13 protein-coding genes are annotated in these 18,322 nt (G+C 69.8%); 5 read left to right on the top strand and 8 right to left on the bottom strand.

Translation table 11 applies throughout. The features are described 5' to 3' along the window. Positions 1–45: 45 nt before the first annotated feature. Complete coding sequence (locus tag M2165_RS12270; RefSeq protein ID WP_280814902.1) at positions 46–1,107, bottom strand: phosphate/phosphite/phosphonate ABC transporter substrate-binding protein; 1,062 nt, start codon at positions 1,105–1,107, stop codon at positions 46–48. A 3-nt stretch (positions 1,108–1,110) separates the two neighbouring features. Further along, on the bottom strand, positions 1,111–2,112 hold the full coding sequence (gene phnD / locus M2165_RS12265) for a phosphate/phosphite/phosphonate ABC transporter substrate-binding protein (RefSeq protein ID WP_280817526.1): 1,002 nt from the start codon (positions 2,110–2,112) through the stop codon (positions 1,111–1,113). A gap of 250 nt (positions 2,113–2,362) precedes the next feature. Between phnD and M2165_RS12260 the strand changes: the two genes are divergently transcribed. Next, positions 2,363–4,255 carry a hybrid sensor histidine kinase/response regulator gene (locus tag M2165_RS12260; RefSeq protein WP_280814901.1) on the top strand — a complete coding sequence of 631 codons (1,893 nt, stop codon included), beginning with the start codon at positions 2,363–2,365 and terminating at the stop codon, positions 4,253–4,255. Positions 4,256–4,303: 48 nt separating this feature from the next. On the opposite strand, the gene gmhB is transcribed toward M2165_RS12260, so the two are convergent. The 5 genes from gmhB to M2165_RS12235 are packed head-to-tail and all read right to left on the bottom strand — an operon-like array spanning position 4,304 to position 10,995. After that, positions 4,304–4,861, bottom strand: a complete 558-nt coding sequence (gmhB, locus tag M2165_RS12255; RefSeq protein WP_280814900.1) for a D-glycero-beta-D-manno-heptose 1,7-bisphosphate 7-phosphatase — start codon at positions 4,859–4,861, stop codon at positions 4,304–4,306. Further along, a complete protein-coding gene (locus M2165_RS12250; protein ID WP_280814899.1) occupies positions 4,858–5,544 on the bottom strand; it encodes a nucleotidyltransferase family protein in 687 nt (228 codons plus the stop codon). Before M2165_RS12250 ends, gmhB begins: the two co-directional genes overlap by 4 nt. Beyond that, positions 5,544–6,140 carry a D-sedoheptulose 7-phosphate isomerase gene (locus M2165_RS12245; protein ID WP_280814898.1) on the bottom strand — a complete coding sequence of 199 codons (597 nt, stop codon included), beginning with the start codon at positions 6,138–6,140 and terminating at the stop codon, positions 5,544–5,546. Before M2165_RS12245 ends, M2165_RS12250 begins: the two co-directional genes overlap by 1 nt. Further along, a complete protein-coding gene (locus M2165_RS12240) occupies positions 6,128–7,156 on the bottom strand; it encodes a dehydrogenase (RefSeq protein WP_280814897.1) in 1,029 nt (342 codons plus the stop codon). The genes M2165_RS12245 and M2165_RS12240 overlap by 13 nt, the downstream gene beginning before the upstream one ends. Continuing rightward, a complete protein-coding gene (locus M2165_RS12235) occupies positions 7,153–10,995 on the bottom strand; it encodes a glycosyltransferase (RefSeq protein ID WP_280814896.1) in 3,843 nt (1,280 codons plus the stop codon). Before M2165_RS12235 ends, M2165_RS12240 begins: the two co-directional genes overlap by 4 nt. 585 nt (positions 10,996–11,580) lie before the next feature. Between M2165_RS12235 and M2165_RS12230 the strand changes: the two genes are divergently transcribed. Genes M2165_RS12230 through M2165_RS12220 form a run of 3 tightly spaced genes read left to right on the top strand, consistent with a single transcriptional unit; the run spans position 11,581 to position 15,601 of the window. Further along, entirely contained in the window at positions 11,581–12,675 is a 1,095-nt protein-coding gene (locus M2165_RS12230; RefSeq protein ID WP_280814895.1) for an ABC transporter substrate binding protein, read from the top strand. Further along, a complete protein-coding gene (locus M2165_RS12225) occupies positions 12,672–14,747 on the top strand; it encodes an ATP-binding protein (protein ID WP_280814894.1) in 2,076 nt (691 codons plus the stop codon). The genes M2165_RS12230 and M2165_RS12225 overlap by 4 nt, the downstream gene beginning before the upstream one ends. 59 nt (positions 14,748–14,806) lie before the next feature. Next, a complete protein-coding gene (locus M2165_RS12220) occupies positions 14,807–15,601 on the top strand; it encodes a hypothetical protein (RefSeq protein ID WP_280814893.1) in 795 nt (264 codons plus the stop codon). Here M2165_RS12220 and M2165_RS12215 read toward each other — a convergent pair. Further along, the gene (locus M2165_RS12215; RefSeq protein ID WP_280814892.1) at positions 15,550–17,316 is read right to left on the bottom strand and encodes a glycosyltransferase family 2 protein; all 1,767 of its coding nucleotides are present in this window, start codon (positions 17,314–17,316) and stop codon (positions 15,550–15,552) included. The two genes, M2165_RS12220 and M2165_RS12215, sit on opposite strands and share 52 nt — an antisense overlap. A gap of 89 nt (positions 17,317–17,405) precedes the next feature. On the opposite strand from M2165_RS12215, the gene M2165_RS12210 reads away from it, so the two are divergent. Beyond that, a complete protein-coding gene (locus M2165_RS12210) occupies positions 17,406–18,242 on the top strand; it encodes a hypothetical protein (protein WP_280814891.1) in 837 nt (278 codons plus the stop codon). Positions 18,243–18,322 lie beyond the last annotated feature (80 nt).

The raw sequence follows: 18,322 nt of genomic DNA, 5'->3' as shown, positions 1-18,322 counted from the left end.
TTGGAGCTACGGCGAAGGGAGTAGACGGGCGCGCCCGGCGCCCGGTCAGCGCGCGGCGGGGGCGGCGGCGCGCAGCAGCTCGACCTGGTCCTTGTAGGTCTGCTCGATGCGCTGCAGGCGCCGGGCGCGCGCCGCCTCGTTGACCCAGGATGCGGCCATGGCGTTCTGCCTGCCGAGCTGGTATTCCAGCTGCGCCTCCGGCAGGAGCGCGCTGTCGTCGGCCGCGGCATAGCCGTGGGCCGCGCGCAAGGTCTTGAGCACCTCGCGCTCGGCGTCGGCGCGCGGGCCCTTGCCCTGGCCGTAGCCCGCCAGGAAGGCCTGCACCCGGGCCTGGAACGCGGGCGGATAGTCGCGCCGCAGCACCATCTGCGCACCGGGCGGCGGCTCGGACTCCCAGACGATGTGCAGGCGCGCGGCCTCGACCGGGAACTGTTCCCTGAAGCGCTCGAAGTCGGTGGTGTTGTTGGTCGCCGCGTCGGCATCGCCGTTGGCCACCGCGAGCGCCGTGGCCTGGTGGGTGCCGATGACCTCGCCGCGGAAGCGCGTTTCCATCGCGATGCCGCGCGGCAGGAAGAGCTGGCTCTGCGGAATCAGGAAGCCCGTGACCGAACGGTTGTCGCCGCGCGCGAGGCGCCAGCGCTCGGGCTCGGCCAGCACTGCCTCGAGCGTGCTCGGCGTGCCGGTGCGGCGCGTCAGCAGCACCGCGCGGTGGGTGGGCATGCCGGGCCGGCGCGCGATCTGCGCCACCACCCGCATGCGGCGCTGCATCACCGCCTCGAGCGCGATCCTGGCCGACAGGAAGGCCATGTCGATCTCGTCGCGCTGGATCGCACGGTCGAGCTCCTCGTAGGAGGCCGCGGAGTGCACGCTGACCGGCACGCCGAGGGCGCGGCTCATGTCGTCGAGCAGCGGCATCCACAATGCGCGCGACTCGACCGCGCCGCCGAGCGGCAGCACGCCGAAGCGCACCGGGCCAGCCGGCGCGTCCGCGCGCGCGCCGCCCTGCGCCAGCGCGCCGGTGGCGACGGCCGCCGCCAGTGCCAGGCCCGCGGCCAGCAGGCGCGCGGCCCGGCAGAGAAAGAAGAAGAAGAAGGCCGCCGCCGGCATCGCTCAGGGCGAGATATCGCGCAGCACCGCGGCCTGCTCCGCGTAGGCGCTTTCGACGCGCGAGAGGCGCGCCTGCCGCGCGGCCTCGTTGACCCACTGCGCGGTCATCGCGTTCTGCTTCGCAAGCTGGTAGGCGAGCTTGGCCGCGGGCTGCAGCGAACTGTTGTCGGCGGCCACGAAGCCAGCGAGGTCGTGCAGCGACTTGAGCACCGCGCGCTCCGCCTCGCCCTGCGGCCCTTTCGCGCGGCCGTAGTTGACGAGGAAGGCCTGCACGCGGCTGCGCAGTTCGGGCGAATACTCGCGCCGCACCACGATCTGCGCATGCGGAATCAGGTCCGACTCCCACAGCACCTGCAGGCGCTTCGCCTCGGCCGGGAAGCGCTGCTTGAAGCGCTCGAAGTCGGCCGTGTTGTTGGTGGCCACGTCGGCCTCGTTGTTCGCCACGGCCAGCGCCGTGGCCTGGTGCGTGCCCACGATCTCGCTCAGGAAGCGCGTCTCCATCGCGATGTGGTTGGGCTGGAAGAACTGCAGCTGCGGCACGATGAAGCCCGACACCGACTGCCGCTCGCCGCGCGCGAGGCGCCAGCGCTCAGGCTCGGCGAGCAGGCTCTTCAAGCTGTTGAAGGGCGGGTTCCTGCGCGCCAGCAGCAGCGCCCGGTAGCCGGGCAGGCCGTCGTGGCGCACCACCTGCGCCACCACCTTCATGCGCCGCTGCGTCACCGCGTCGAGCGCCATCTTGCCGGACAGGAAGGCCATGTCGACCTGGTCGCTCTGGATCGCCTTCTCGAGCGCTTCGTACGAATGGACCGAGAGCACGCTCACCGGCCGCGCGATGGCGCGGCTCAGTTCGGCCAGGAGCGGATCCCAGTCGCTGCGCGATTCGAAGGCACCGCCGAGCGGCAGGATGCCGAAGCGCACCGGCGCGTCGGGCGACTGCGGTGGTTCGGCCCGGGCCTGCGACGGCAGCCCGGCGCAAAGAAGCGCAAGCCACAGCAGGAGCCACAGCGCCGCGGCGCGCCCGCGATGCGGCCAAAGGCGGCACGGAACGCCGGCAGCGCGCGGGCGGCGATGGGGGAAAGCCTGCATTTTGGAGCAGCAAGACATGGAGCCAGCGCGGGTCAGCGGGTCTAACATGGGCGAACGCGGACGCAATTAGATATCAAATACACAAAATACGACGCATTTTCGTGATGTTTTTCCTCATTTCCGCCCCGTCGCCGCGCTGTTCAAGTTGCGCTTTGAGCTGCCTCGCGCCATGAACTGGAACTTTCGCGTCCTGCGCGGCCTGGCGCGCCTCACCTTCGCGCAGCAGCTGATCCTGCTGGCGCTGGTGCCGGCGACCGCCGCCACCCTCGCGGCCATCGCGGTGCTGACGCGGCAGCACCTCGACAACCTCACCGAACTGATGCGTGCCAATGCGCAGACGGTGGCGCTGCAGGTCGCCACCGCGGCGCAGGCGCCGCTCGCGCGCATGGACCGCCGCATGCTGCAGCGCACGGCGCAGTCGGGCACCTACCAGCCGCATGTGCAGCAGGTGCAGATCTGGTCGGAGGACGGGGAGATCGTCGCCAACTCCGAGACCGTGGACCGCGCGCGCGACGAGGGACTGCAGGTGGTGGTGCCGATCGTGAGCGACAACGGGCAGCCCCACGGCAAGGTGATGGTCGAGATGAGCCTCGACGCGGTGCAGCAGGCGCGCCGGTCGGTGTGGCTCAACGTGGTGCTGGTGCTGGCCACCAGCCTTGTGGGCGTGGGCCTGGCAGGCTGGTGGGCCGCGCGCCGCATCAGCGAGCCGATCCGCGCACTCGGCAAGGCGGTCGACCGGCTGGGTGCGGGCGAGGCGGCGAGCGTGGCGATCGAAGGCACCTCGGAAGTGCGGCATCTGCAGCATGGCTTCAACCAGGCGGCGCGCGCGCTGGCCGAGAGCCACCGGCTGCTGCAGAGCCGCATCAGCGAGGCCACGGCCGAGCTCGCGCGCAAGAACCAGCAGCTGGAGGTCGCGAGCCAGGCCAAGACCCGCCTGCTGGCCGCTGCCAGCCACGACCTGCGCCAGCCGCTGCATGCGCTCACGCTGTTCTCCGACGGCCTCGCCAACGGCGAGACCGACCCCGTGCGGCTGCAGCGCATCGGCCACATCCGCGAATGCGTGGATTCGCTCGACCGGCTGTTCTCCGAGCTGCTCAACCTCTCGCAGCTCGATGCCGGCGTGCTGCAGCCGCAGTGGGCCGACTTCGCGCTCGACCAGCTGTTCGACGAGATCAGCCGCAACTTCCGCCCCGTGGCCGAACAGCAGGGCCTGCGCCTGGTGGTGCGCAAGACCGACCTCTGGGTGCGCTGCGACTACGTGATGCTCTCGCGCATCCTCAACAACCTGGTGTCGAACTCGCTGCGCCACACCCTCGAGGGCGGCGTGCTGGTCGGCGCCCGCGCGCGCGGCAAGGGCGTGCGCATCGACGTGGTCGATACCGGCGTCGGCATCGCGCAGCAGCACCAGGCGCGCGTCTTCGAGGAGTTCTACCAGGTGGAGTCGAACGGCCGCAACGCGCCGCGCGGCCAGCGCGGCATGGGCCTGGGCCTCGCCACCGTGCAGCGCCTGGCCGAGCTGCTCAACACGCGCGTCGAGCTCAGCTCGACGCCGCACAAGGGCACCTGCGTGCGCGTGCTCGTGCGCGCGGCCCCCGCCGCCCTGCCCGCGCCCGCCGCGGCCGCGCCGGCCCCGAGCGCCGCCGAGGACGAGGCCGGGCTCGACGGCCTGCGCATCCTCGTGATCGACGACGAGCGCACCATCCTCGAGGGCCTGTCGGTGGTGCTGACCCACTGGGGCGCCGAGGTCATGGCGGCCCAGACCCGCGCCGAGGCGCTGGCCCTCGCCGACCGGTGGGCCCAGCCGCCCGACGTGGTCGTGAGCGACCTGCTGCTGCAGGGCGGCGACAACGGCCTGGACGTGATCGCCGCGCTCGAACGCCACCCCCGCGGCATCGGCGCCGCCACCGCGCGCCTGCTGGTGACCGGCGAGACCAAGCCCGACCGCCTGCGCGAAGTGGCGAATGCGGGCATCGCGGTGCTCTACAAGCCGGTGTCGCCGCGGGTGCTCCGGCAGGCGATCCTGGCGCAGCGGGTGGTGGTGATGCGGGACGGGGGGGCGTAGCTACGCCATGGGACATAGGCCGATGCAGCACCGCTCGGTCCTCGGTGCTCAGTGCTTCGGCATGTAGGGGATGGCATCGCGCAAGGCGAAGATGCGCTTTTGCGCGAGTCCGGCGACCTCGGGCCGCCGGCCCTCGCCCCTCTGGAACAGGAGCCGCGTCGGAACACCGGCCGCCGCCGCCGCCGCCATATCGCTGACACGGTCTCCGACCATGACGGAGCGTTCCAGATCCAGCCCGAGCTCCCGCGCCGCCAGCAGGAACATCCCCGGCCGCGGCTTTCGCGATCCGCAGTCGCAGCGGTAGCGCCCGAGACCGAACTCGGGATGGTGCGGGCAGTGGTAGACGGCATCGATCCGCCCATAGTGTGCAGCGAACTGCGCCCGCATCCATGTCGACAGTTCGAGGAACTGCGCTTCGGTATAGAGGCCTCGCCCGATGCCGGCCTGGTTCGTGACCACCACCACCGCATACCCCGAGGAATTCGCGTGTCGCACGAGGTCGAAGACGCCGTCGATGAAGTGGAAGTCATCCGCCTTGTGAACGTACCCGTGGTCCTCGTTGATGACGCCGTCGCGATCCAGGAAGAGGGCCGGCAAGCGCTTCATGGGGACGCGAGTTCCTTCTGCGCTCTGCGGTAGTCCTCGGGAACGCCGATGTCGATGAACTGGCCGTTGCAGACGAACACCCGCATCGGGGGGCATCTGTCCGGGTCGGCAAGCACATCCCGCTCCAGGGAGAAGGGCCGATCGAGCTCGAAGGCATCGAACTGGCCGGCGTTGAAGACATAGCATCCCGCGTTGATGATGCCGGCGCCGGCGGCACTCTTTTCCGCGAACCCGGTCAATCGGCCGTCTGCCGCGAGCAGGCAGCCATACCGGCTCGCGTCGGCCACGGGCCGCGCGACGATCACCGGCTCTCGATGCATCTGCCAGAGCGTTTCGACGGCGGCGAGATCCAGGTCGAGGTAGGTATCGCCGTTGAAGACATGGACATGGTCGTCCTTGACCCGCGTCATGGCCCGTCGAATGGCACCGCCCGTCCCGAGCGGCCTGCTTTCGACGACGTGCTCCAGCGTCATGCCCGCGAAGCTGCTGCCGAAGTGATCGATGATCTGCTGCGCCTTGTAGCCCAGCGACAGCACCACCCTCGAAACACGCTGCTGCGCCAGGCGATGCAGCAACAAGCCCAGGAAAGGCTGGCCGCCCACGGGTGCCATGGGCTTGGGCAGATCCGGCACCTCGGCGCGCAGGCGCGTTCCCAGGCCGCCTGCGAGGACGATCGCCTCCATCAGCGTACGGCAGCGAACATGGCGTTCTCGACCAGCCCGCACAGGATGTGGCCCAGCACGAGGTGCCCTTCCTGGATCTTCGGCGTCTCCCCCGCGGGAACTTCGAGCAGGTGATCGCACAACAGCCTCATCGGCCCTCCCCGGCTGCCCGTCATGCCAATGCAGACCAGGCCGCGGCTGCGCGCCTCTTCGAAGGCCCTCAGCACATTGGGCGAAGCACCGGAGGTGGAGTACCCGATGAAGACGTCGCCGTTTTGACCCAGCGCCTGCACCTGCCGGGCAAACAGCTTCTCGTAGCCGTAGTCGTTGCCGATCGCCGTCAGGATGGAGGTGTCGGTCGTCAGCGCGATGGCTGACAAGCCCGGTCGATCGAAGGCGAAACGGCTCACGAACTCGCCTGCGATGTGTTGCGCGTCGGCGGCGCTGCCGCCGTTCCCCGCGATCAGGAGCTTGCGGCCGTTTCTGAGTGCCAAGGTGCATGCGGCGGCGGCCTCGGCGAGCGTGCGCTGCAGCTGCACGTCATTTCCCATTGCAGCCATGACGCGGCGGGCCTGATCGATCTGCGCAGTGATGTACTCGGTGGTCAGATCCTCCATGTTTGAGCTCCATTCTTCGTGAAATGACAGTTGCTGACCTGGCCATCGAAATTGTTCAAGGCGCGAATGACATCGAGGCGCCGCTCGTTGGGCGCGAAGAACAGCATGAAGCCGCCGCCGCCCGCACCGGACACCTTTCCGGCCAATGCGCCGGCACTCGTGGCCGTGGCGTAGATGCGGTCGATCTCGGGATTGCTCACGGTTCTGGCAGAGCGCTTCTTGTTCTCCCATCCGCTGCGCATGGACTCGACCAAACCTTCGAAGTCGCCACGCAGAAGGCAGTCCTTCATCGTCAGCGCCTCGCGCTTCAGGCCGTGCATCGCTTCGATCGCGTCGAGCTTTCCGGCACCGACGTTCGCGCTCTGGTCGGCGATGATCCGCGCCGACTCCCGGGAAACGCCGGTGAAGAACAACACCAGGGAAGCCTCCAGTTCGCAGATCACTGAACTGCGAATCCTCAACGGGTTGACGAGGGTTCTTTCGGCGGCGAAGAACTCCATGAAGTTGAAGCCTCCGAAGGTTGCGGAATACTGGTCCTGGCGCCCACCCTGCAGACCGCAGTCGACGCGTTCGATCTGGTAGGCCAGCTGCGCGATCATGTAGTCGTCGAAGGGCAGGTTCAGAAGCTCGACGAAGGCGCGGATCATGGCGACGACCAGCGTCGACGAGGAACCCAGCCCCGAGCCGATCGGCGCATCGCAGAACGTGCTCAGCTCAATTGCCAACGAAGCGCCGCCCAGATGGTTCTGCACGAAGTGGTTGTAGACGGCCTTGTGCAGATCGAGCCCCCCGTCCAGGGCGATGCGGGATGTCGGCCGCCATTTCTCCACCGCCTGCTTGTCGGTGGCCTCGAACTTGATCTGGCCATCGCGCGATTCGCGGATCACTGCATAGGCATAGCGGTCGATGGTGGCATTGAGCACGCAGCCACCATGCACGTCGCAATAGCTTGAAATATCGGTGCCTCCGCCGGCCAGTCCCAGCCGCAGTGGCGCCCTCGCGCGTATTGTCTTCAATGGTTCTCCCTGTCTTCTTGATCTTCATGGGCGGCATGGCTGCGCCCCTTTGCCGAAGCCGTGGCCGGCGTTGCGGCGATCTCGAGAGCGATGTCCTGCGGCAGCCCGCGCGCAGGACGCTCGCGTTCATCGCCGCGCGGTACCCGATCGAGGACGTCCCGCAGCACGGCCTGACTCGCGTCGAAGAAGCGTTGATAGGCTTCGCGGCTGCAAGTCTTCAGTCGCTCGAGCTCGCCGGGCGATGCGGCCAGCTTAAAAAGTGCCTCCACAAGTTCGTCGACGCTCGCAAGGCCGTGCAGCGGCTCGCTGGTCTCGATGCCCTTGCTTCCCCAGGCCGTGGTCAACAGCGGCATGCCGTACGCCATGGCCTGTACCGTCTTGACATTGATGCCCGTGCCCATGGTCACGGGCGACACCACGAGATCAGCCTTGGCATAGAACCCGCCGATGTCCTCGATGAATCCAGTCATTCGAATCCAGGATCTCTTGAACAGCTTTTGTTCTTGCAGCGGGAGCAGGGCAACGAGGTCCTTGACCTGGCCCGCAATCACCACCACGAACGGGCAAGACTTCCCCGCCAGCCGGCGATCCAGCGTCTGCAGGAAGTCACGCACGATGGCCAGATTGACCTGATTGGCACTGGCCACGATCACGACGCGCTCGAGTTTCTCGAAGCGTTTGTCGACAAAGTGCGGCGCCTCGAAATGAGGGACGACGACCGATGAGTTCCTCCCGGACACCGAATCGAAATAGTCCGCCTCTTCCCGACGTCGAGCCAGCACCACGTCGGCCCTTCGCAGATATGCACCTTCTTCTTCGGGCGTGCAGGAGAAGAACTCCAGCGGGAGGCCCTTCTGCCGCAGCATGTCGTACCGGTGACCCATCTTGTCGTGGGTATCGATGATTCTGAGAATGTAGGAAGGGATGTAGTCCAGCATCTTCGACTGGAAGACATAAGAGCAAAGCAGCACGTCGATGCCATAGCGTGCGCACAGCACGCGGATACGTTCGCCCAAGCCCTGCGCGTACCACCCATCGAACGGAATGGGCGCCCCGTTGGCGCCCAGGGCATGGGAGTTCGGCAGGACGTCGAGGGTGTCCCAGGCCTCCCGCATGGCGCGCTCCGCGTCGGCATCGAAGAGGCCGCTCCTCAGGACGACGAAATGCACCTTGTGGCCCATGGCCTGGAACTGCCGGGCGAATTGCTGGATCGTCGCTTGGTTGCCGTGATTGCTCGGGTGCGAAGGAAACGGGCTGAAGTAGAGAATGCGCAGGACCTTCGACTTTTTTCTGCGCTCGAGGATCACAGGCGGAATGGCCCGCTCGCCGTGGGCTGCGACCCGCTCCCATTCACTCCCCGGGGGAAGATGGTCACGGGCAAGCACGTGCTTCCATTTCTCTGCCATCAGGGCCTTGTTGTGGCGCTGCAGTTCTCCGCGCCCTTTGGCGTCGGCACCCTCATCGACATCTGCATAGCTCTGATGCTCCAGGTGCACGGCCTCCGACCTGGGCTGATAAACGACCTTGTGGCCCAGTGCGCGCGCCCGCATGGCCAGATCGGAGTCTTCGCAGTAGGCGATTTCGAAGCTTTCGTCGAACCCGCCCACTGCCCGCCAGAAAGAGGTGCGAACGATCAGGGATGCGCCGGTGACGTAGTCGGTTTCGCGTTGAAAATTGAACACGGCCTCGTCTCGCGCACCCCGTCGCCACCCATCTGCGGTGCGGAGCCATCGACCGATGCTCACGCCGCTCGCGTCCGACAACAGTCCACCCCCCGCTTCCTGCAGGCTGCCATCCTGGTTGAGCAGCTTGGAACCCGCGATGGCGATCGATGCATCGCTCTCCAAGGTGTCGTGAAGGCCATCCAACCACCCCGGAAGGACGACGGCATCGTTGTTGAGCAAGAGGATGTACTTGCCGCGCGCATGCGTTGCCGCATGGTTGCAGTTCTTGAGAAATCCGAGGTTGCGCGGCGTCCTGACGACCCGCAGGCCTGGAATGCGCGTCTCTGCGCTCCGGGTCTCGTCCGTCGAGCCGTCGTCGGCCACGATGACTTCGTAGCGGACACCGGTTCCTGCGCCGGCGCAGACGATCGAGGCGATGCAGGCCCGCGTCATCGCCCACTGGTTGAATGCGGGAACGATGATCGTGACGTCGACCGGCACATCCGCCGGCGGGGCGGGGACCACGACGGACTGCAGGTTCTCGCAATGCGCCTGCCACAGCGGAATCGGGAGCACCCTCGCATCGTTCAGCACACGCAGCAGCGCGCCCCGATTCGCGGCCTCTCCGAACCTCGCGCGCACGAGCTCCTGCCCGTGCACGGAAAGGCGGCGCCAGAGCGAACCGTCCTGATAGAGCGCGATGACTGCCTTCGCGAAGCCGGTCGCGTCCGAGGTCACCATGGCGTGCACGCCGTCTTCGATGCCCATGCCCTCGGCGGCGATCCTGGTGCAGACACAAGGAATGCCCGCGCCCAGCGTCATTGCCACCTTCCCCTTGATGCCGGCACCGTAGAGCAGCGGCGCCACGCCGACGCGGTAGCCGGACAAGACAGGCGCGAGGTCCGGCACAAAACCGATGACCTTCACGCCGGGAACCCGCTCGAGCGCGCTGATGCCGGGCGGCACATCGGCGCCGATGACGTGGAAGCAGGCCCCAGGCAGCGAAGCCCGAACGGCTGGCCAGACCTCGCGCACGAACCACTCCACCGCGGAAACGTTCGGCTTGTGACCGAAACCGCCAAGGAAGAAGACGTCTTTGCGCGCCTCATAGGGCGCTACCCGGGCCTCCACCGGCGCGTACAGCACCGGAAAAATCGAGATGGGTGTCTCATCGGAGAGCGCTTCGCGCAGGACCGGGACCTCGGCCGGGCTCACAACCACGACGTGGTCGCAGGCGTGCATGACCGCCAGTTCACGCCGCCGCGTCTCCTCGGCACGCGCCATCGCCCGCCGGTCCCCGAGCAGTTTCGCTTCACGCCGCTCGCGCAGGAAGTGGAGATCCGGCGCATGGAACAGCACGCGCGCTGTCGGCGCGGCGGTGCGAATCGCGCTCAACGCGCTTTCCGCCACATCGAACCGCGCGACGTAGAAGACGCCAAACTCGGCGCCATGGCGTTCGATGAAATGCCTCGTGCCTGAAAACCCGGATTCGCGGGTGACGACCTCCACACCGAGATCCCGCAGCACCGACTCATGCCGGGGAGCCGGCGCCATGTCGTTCGGCATGAAGACCACGCCGTACCCCAAGGCGACAAGGTCGCGGAGAACCCCCAGCATCGCCAACTCGCCCGCCGAGTTGTCTGCGCGAGGGATGCGGTAGTCCAGCACGAGTACGCGTCTCGCGCGCACACGGAAGGCGGGCGTGTCGACATCGACCGCAGCGTCGATTTGCTGTTTCCGCGGTGGCAGCTCGATCCCGATACCCCCCGGCACGGTGAGACGGACTGCGCCCGGAAGCTTTTTCAACCCGTCTTCACGAAGAAGGTGCCACGTGTCGCGGAAGGCGCGTTGGATGGTCCCCTTCGAGTGAAGCCGGAAGCCAAGCGAGAACGCAGCAAATACCGGCCATCTCACCCATTTCGATCGCGCCTGCAGCCGGGCGTGGATCTCGTGATGCGCCATCAGTATCGTGCTGACGAAGTTGGGCGTGCGCCGCCAGGACCGAAACACTGCGGCACCACCGCCACAGTGGATTGCCGCCGGGAGAAACAACAACGCGCCGAGTACGACACGAAACACAATTCCGGGCGGTGACCCGGCGGTGGCCTCAGTGGGCGTATCGCGAGACGGCGTTGGGCGCTCCGGGACGACGGGTTCGTCCTTCAGCCCCGACATATCACTTCCCGCCCGCCGACCGCATTGCTCGTCGCGGGGAGGAATGGCCTCTTTGCGCGGAAGTCCTGTTCGACCTCTCCACGACGGCGATATGTCAGCTCATCTTTCATTAAGAAAACCACCGCATGGCGGATGCAATTACTTTTGAAATTTCATAGCCAATTCAAAAGACAGAAAGAATTGGCCGAAAAGAGCGGAGTCTAAGCAAAAATCGGCCGCGCGACTTTTAATGTTTCAAATTAGATGCCGAATAAATTAATTTAACTTTTGTTGAATTCAAGCATTGGACGCAAACATCTTTGCATATTCGAATAGTGCGATGCCTTGATGGCGACTCGCAAATAAGAACCACAGTGAAAAGACCGGTAAAGACCGGGGACGGCGGCGTCCAACTCCGCTGACGCGCCAATGCCGGGCCTGGGGCGACAGTAGACCGTCGGACATAGGCCGCCTGGCCGCCGCGCAGCGGCATTCCGTCACACCCGCGCGCACCCGCGGCGCGCGACATAGCCCCTCCGCCTTATCGCGCGAAGCGGGGCCCTTCCGTACATTGGGACCACTGCCCTTGCTGCGGAAGCAGTCCCCATGTTTGTCGCCGTTCATCGCTTCATCTCGCTCCTTCGGAAACGGCTGCCGCGCCGCCGCTTCCGCCTCGCGCTCGCGCTCGCCGCGGCGCAGTTCGCCACGGGCGCCTTGGCCTCCGGGCTCACGGTGCTGATGGGCGACGAGCTCGCGGCGCACGCCGAATTCGTGCAGCACCTGCGCGCGGCGCAGGAACCCGGCGGACGCTTCGAGCTGGTGCGGCTGGCGCCGGGCGCGGCCGACGCGGCGCAGGCCGCTCCCGTCGCCGAGGCCGCCGGCGCCGAGCCCGAGCGGGCGGCGAACGCGGGCGTGCGCACGCGCAGCCTGCGCACCGCCGCCACCGCCGCGACGCCCGCCGACGGCATCTTCGTGACGATGGCGGTGGGCGAGCGCGCCGCGCGCGCCGCGCTCGAACGCCCGGGCCAGCAGCCGCTGGTGCTCGCGATGCTGAGCCGGCTCGACTACGAGAACCTGCGCGCGAGCAGCCCGGCGCTGCAGCGCGGCCAGCGGCGCGTGGGCGTGCTGCTGCGCGACCCGGCGATGGCCGACCAGCTCGCGCTCGTGGGTGCGGTGTTGCCGCAGAAGCAGCGCATCGGCGTGGTCGCCACGCCTGAATCGGAGCCGCTGGTGCGCGAGCTGCAGCGGGCGGCGCAGGGCACGCAGCCGCCGTGGGATCTGCAGGTGGAATACGCGCCCGACGCGCGCTCGCTCGCCGCTGCGCTGCGCGCGGTGGTGCCGCGCAGCGATGCGCTGATGGTGCTGCCGGACCTGATCGGCGACAGCCAGGCGGCCACGCTCTCGGTGCTGCGCGCCGGCGCGGGCGCGGGGCTGCCGGTGTTCGGCGCGAGCGAAGGCCTGGTGCGCTCGGGCGGGCTGGCGGCGGCGGTGTCGACGCCGGCCCAGCTGGCCCGCCAGGCGCAGTTGCTCGGCCAGAAGCTCGCCAGCAGCGGCAACGGCAGCAGCAGCAGCGGCACCGGCCCGCTCGTGGAGTCGGCCGCGCCGGCCACGGTGCGCGTCAACACCACCGTCGCGCGCGGGCTCGGGCTGCGCCTGCCGGAGGAGCGGGAACTGACCGAGCGGCTCACCGTCACGCGATGAGCCTTTCGTCCGGCCGTTCCGAAGAGGGCTCGCCGCCGCCCGCGCCGCCCTCTTCCGCGCCCGCGCTGCTGGTGCGCGGCAACCTGCAGCGCGACCTGTTCCGGCTCGGCGTGGTGCCGTGCGCCGCGGTCGCGCTGGCGCTCACCGGATGGTTCACCCACCACCGGCTGCAGACGCTCGAGGCTGCCTTCGACGCCGAGGGCCAGGCGGTGGCGCGCCAGGTGGCGGCGATGTCGGACCTGAGCCTCTACGCGGGCGACCTGCCGGCGCTGCAGAACGTCGCGAACGCGGCGCTGCGTGGCGGGCAGGTGATGCGGGTGGAGATCAGCAACAGCGCCGGCGTGTACGTGACGGCCGGTCCCAAGGCGACCCCGCTCGCGCAGCTGCGCATGTTCACCTCGCCGGTCACGCTGCGCGAGGCCTCGCGCGCCAGCGCCTTCGCGCCCGCGGGCTCCACGGCCGCGGGCGAGAAGCCGATCGGGCTGGTGCAGACCTTTCGCGACACCACGGCCTATGCGCGCGAGCGCAGCCGCTCGCTGCTGGCGGGCATCGGCATCGCGCTGGTGGCGCTGCTCGCGGCCTGGGCCTCGGTGCGCCACATGGCGCGCACGGTGGCGCGGCCGCTGCGCCGCGTGTCGCGCACGGTGGCCGCGCTCGAGGCCGGCCACTTCGAGGCGCGCTGCGGCGTGGTCGAGGGCGGCGCGCCGGAAAAGGCGCAGGCCGCGGCCGGCCCCGGCGGCACGCACGAGCTCGCGGTGCTCGCGCGCGACATCGACCGCCTGGCCGAGCGGCTGCAGCACAACCGGCAGGTGAGCGAAGAGCGGGTGCGCGAAGCCACCGCGGTGGCGCTGCAGCGCATGGCCGAAGCCGAGCAGGCGGCCCTGTCGCGCGCCCGCTTCCTGGCCGCCGCCAGCCACGACCTGCGCCAGCCGCTGCACGCCATGGGCCTCTTCATCGACGGCCTGCTGCCCGGCGCCAGCGCCGCGCAGCGGCCGGCGATGCTGCGGCTGCAGGAGAGCACCGAGTTCATGGGCGTGCTGCTCGACGACCTGCTCGAGATCTCGCGCCTCGATGCGCAGGTGCTGACGCCGGCGATCACCAAGGTGTCGCTCGCCGCGCTGTTCGACCAGCTCGATGCGCAGCATGCCGCGGTCGCGGCCGAGACCCGCGTGCGCCTGTGCTGGCGCGACCGCGGCCTGGCGGTGCGCAGCGATGCGGCGCTGCTGCAGCGCATCGTCGGCAACCTGGTGTCGAATGCGCTGCGCCATGCGCCGCCCGGCGGCACGGTGCTGGTGGTCGCGCGCCGCCGTCGGCGTGCTGAAGGCGACCAGGTGAGCATCGAGGTGCGCGACAACGGCGTCGGCATCGCGCCGATCCACCAGGGCCGCATCTTCGAGGAGTTCTACCAGGTCGCGAACACCGAGCGCGACCGCCGCCGCGGCTTCGGGCTCGGGCTCGCGATCTGCGCGCGCATCGCCGCGCTGCTCGGCACCCGCATCACCGTGCGGTCGGCGCTGCAGGCGGGCAGCACCTTCGCGCTCGCGCTGCCTGCGGCGCAGGCCACCGCTGCCCCCGCCGCGCCCGAGGAACCCGCGCCCGCGGCCGTGGCGCCGCTCGCGGGCCTGAACTGCATGGTGGTGGACGACGATCCCGCCATCCTCGACGGCAGCCGCGCGCTGCTGGAGCAATGGGGCTGCCGCGTCGAATGCCTCGCCACCGGCGCCGAGGCGATCGCACGGCTCGGCACCGGCGACCTGCGCTTCGACGCGGTGCTGTGCGACCTGCAGCTCGCGGGCGAGGGCGACGGCATGGACGTGATCGCCGCCGCGCGCCGGCTGCAGCCCGAGGCGCTCGCGGTGCTGGTCTCGGGCGCGACCGGCCCCGAGGTGCTGCAGCGGCTGCGCCGCGGCGGCGTGATGCTGTTGACCAAGCCGGTCGCGCCGGCCAAGCTGCGCGCGCTCCTGTCCACCCGCCGAGGAACGACGCCCCCCGAAGCGCCTTCGGCGCCTCCCCCCACTGGGGGGCGCACCCGGTGGCCCGGCGAAGCCGGTTCCACGGGTGCCCCGGGCTGAGGCCGTTGTGGCCGCGGCGCTGCGCAGATATCGTCTTTCCTCCCTTTACCGGCCTACGCATGCCCGACACCGACATCCTGAAGACCGTCCGCCCCTTCATCGCCACGCCGAGCCACAGCGGCACGATGACCAGCGACTACGTGCGCAGCCTGCTCGGCCTCGTCAATGCGGCATGGCAGCACGGCTTCGCGATGCAGGCGCGCTTCCTCGACGGCGACAGCCTGATCCCGCGCGCACGCAACCGGCTGGTGGCGGAGTTCATGGCCGACGCGCGCTGGACCCATCTGTTCTGGATCGACGCCGACATCGGCTTCGCGCCCGAGGACGCGCTGCGCCTGCTGCGCGCGGGCCGGCCGGTGGTGGCCGGCATCTATCCGCACAAGGACGACGGCTGGCCGCGCGCGGGCCTGGCCGCGCCGCTGCCCGCGGGCAGCACGCGCGAGGACTTCGAGGCGCGGCATGCGGTGTTCCCGGTCAACCTCGCCGAGCCCGGCCTGGCCGGGCGCGTGGAGCCCGACGGCTTTCTCGAAGTGCTCGATGCGCCCACGGGCTTCATGCTGATCGAGCGCGCGGTGTTCGAGCGGCTCGCCGCGGCCATGCCCGAACTGCGCTACACGCCCGACCGCATGGACGACCCGGTCGCGGCCGCATGGCCGCACCACCGCTTCTTCGACGTCTGGGCCGAGCCCGGCAACGGCCGCTATCTCAGCGAGGACTTCGCCTTCTGCCGCCGCTGGCAGTCGATCGGCGGCAAGGTGCACGTGGACACGCGCTCGCGCCTCACGCACACCGGCAGCCGCACCTACCGCGGCGACTTCGCACGCACGCTGGCCACGGGCGTGCCGCTGCCTTGAGCGCCGTCCCCGCGCACGAGCACGGCCGGCAGCGTGGCCATGTCGTAGCCGCGCGCCGGCGCCACGGGCGAGAGCCGCACTGCCGGCCCCTCGTCCGCGAGGTGGTCATAGCCTGCGGCCTGCAGCCGCGCCCCGGGATCGAGCGCACGGTAGCGCGCGCGGCGCGCGAGGCGGTCGGCGCGCCGCACCATGCGCAGGTGGTAGAGCCGGTAGTAGCTGCGGTACATCGCGCCATGGCGCGCCACCGCATCGGGAAACCACGGCCCGTGCAGCGCCGGCGCCTCGTCGAAGGCGATCTGCTGCGGCAGCCGGAACAGCGCCGCGCGCGTCCTGCGGCCCCAATCGCCGTCGTCGCGAAAGCGGTCGGGCGCATCCCAGAGCTCGCGGTACGAGAGCGAGAGGCAGGCCAGCCGGTCCTCCGGCAGGGTGTCGACGATCGCATGCAGATTCCGCAGGAACAGCGTCTCGAAGCGCTCGTCCGCATCGCAGGCCAGCACCCAGCCCGCGCCGTGGCGGCGCGCGCATTCGAGCAGCCGGAGGCGGTTGCCGGGCTCGTCCCAGCGGTGCGGCTCGGCCGGCGGGTTCGACAGCAGCTCGAGCAGCCCGGGCTCGCGCCGCAGGATCCCGGCCGTGCCGTCGGTGGAGCCGTCGTCGAGCGCGATGAAACCGTCCACGTGGTCGCGCAGGTGCGCGAGGCAGCCCTCGAGCCAGCCCGCCTCGTTGCGCACCTGCATCACGCAGACGATGCGCGGCCGCGCGGTGAGCCGCTGCGGCGCCTCGCGGCTGCAGAAGGGACAGAAGTACGGCGGCGCGGGCTCGTGGTGCAGCATGCGCGCGCAGACCTCGCACTGGCGCCGCGAGCCGACCGGGAACACCGGCGCGGCCACCAGCCAGTCAGGCACCGCGGCGTCGCCCCCGGGATCGACGGCGGCCGGCGCGTCGTCGCGCGCGAGACGGCCGAAGTCGCGGCCCCAGGCATCGGGGCCGCCCGCCGCATCGCGGTTCGCACGCGCGCTCGCGGGCGTGCAGCGGCGCCAGTCGTTGTCGGGATCGAAGCGCTCGCCGCCGTCGCGCGGCTCGAACGAGAGATGCAGCATCTGCAGCGCCGTGCAGGCCTGCAACTGCCAGCCCGCCATTTCCAGGCGCACGCGGAAGTCGTCGTCGTCGCCGCCCCAGAGGTCGAGGCTCTCGTCGTAGCCGCCCACGGCCTCGAAGGCCTCGCGCGCGCAGCACACCGAGCCGTAGAAGGTGCGCAGGTAGAGCGTCTCGGGCACCGCCGCCACGAAGGCCGCCGCCAGGCTGCCGCCCGCGGCATCGAGCGCTTCGAAGCGTGCGAAGCCCACGCGGCCGAGCGCGACGTGGCGCTCGCCCGCCATCGCCGCATGCAGCGCGACCGCGGGCGCGTCGCCCACGTAGGCCGACTCGGGCGAGTGCACGAAGACGAAGCGGCCCGCGGCATGGCGCACGCCGGCGTTGATCGCGCGGCAGGGCGGGCGCCAGTCGTGCGCGCGGTCGTTGACCAGCACCTTCCAGCGCACCCCGGCGAAGCGGTCGAGCAGGCGCTGCAGCGCCGCTTCCTCCGACGGCTCGTCGAGCGCGATCACCACCTCGATGCCGGGCCGCGCCCAGTACGGCGCATTGCGCGCGACCACGCGCTCGAACTCCGCAAGCTTGCGGTAGAACGGCATCACCACGCTGAGCCAGGGCCGCGTCATGCGCGCTGCCTCCGCGCAGGCGCCATGGCCGTGGCGCACGCGCGGCACCCGCATCTTCCTTCGATCGGCCCGAAAGGCATGGCGTCCTCATGAACGGTTGCTTCATCAATCTGCCGGCCAGCAGCGCGCGGCGCGAGGCCATGGCAGCGCAGTTGCAGGCACTGGGCCTCGGCGGCATCGCGCGCTTCGAAGCCATCGGCATCGAGGGCCTGCCGCACGGCGCGGCCCGCGTGAGCCCGCGCGAGCATGCCTGCTTCCTCTCGCACGCGGCGGCGATCGAATCGGCGCCCGGGGACGGCTTCTTCCTGGTGCTCGAGGACGACGCGCAGCTGAGCCGCGCCGCGCCCGCGCTGCTCGGTGACGAGGCCGCGCTCGCGCGCCTGGCGGGCTACGAGCTCGTGTTCCTCGAATGCCTGCCCTATGCCTCGGCGCCGGCGTTGCTCGCGCTGTGGCAGAGCCGCAAGAAGCACATGCCGCAGGGCGTGCTCGGCGGCATCGAGATCCTCGATGCGCGCGGCCTCTACAACTGGGGCGCGGCCGCCTACCTCGTCACGCCGCGCGGCCGGCGCACCCTGCCCGCGCTGCTGCGCGAGGCGCTGGCCGAAGGGCCGGCCTTCGCCTTCGACATGACGCTCAACCGGCTGATCGCCGCGGGGCGCCTGCAGGCCGCGGTGCTCGCGCCCTTTCTGGCCACGCCCGCAGCGGGCAGCGAGGCGACGAGCACGATCGACGACCGCGAGCGCGTGCCGGCCTACGACGCGCTCGGCGGCGCACTGCGGCGCATGTTCTTCGCGGGGCCGTTGGAGGGCCTCGAAGCCGGCGTGGCGGACTACCGCCATGCGCCGCTCACCGATGACGCACAGCTGCGGCTGCTCGCCGACCTGATGGCGCAGCTCTTCGTCATCACGGCACAGGCGCCGCGCTGAGCGCCTGTCCGCACCGCACGACACAGGCCACGCAAGCCGGCGAGCGCAGCGAAGTCTCCAGGGCACCCGAGGAACTGGCT

Origin of the sequence: Variovorax sp. TBS-050B (assembly GCF_029893635.1) — a bacterium.
Taxonomy (GTDB): Bacteria; Pseudomonadota; Gammaproteobacteria; order Burkholderiales; family Burkholderiaceae_C; genus Variovorax.
The sequence above is the reverse complement of the archived record's forward strand: the minus strand, read 5'-3'. Positions and strand labels throughout refer to the sequence as shown.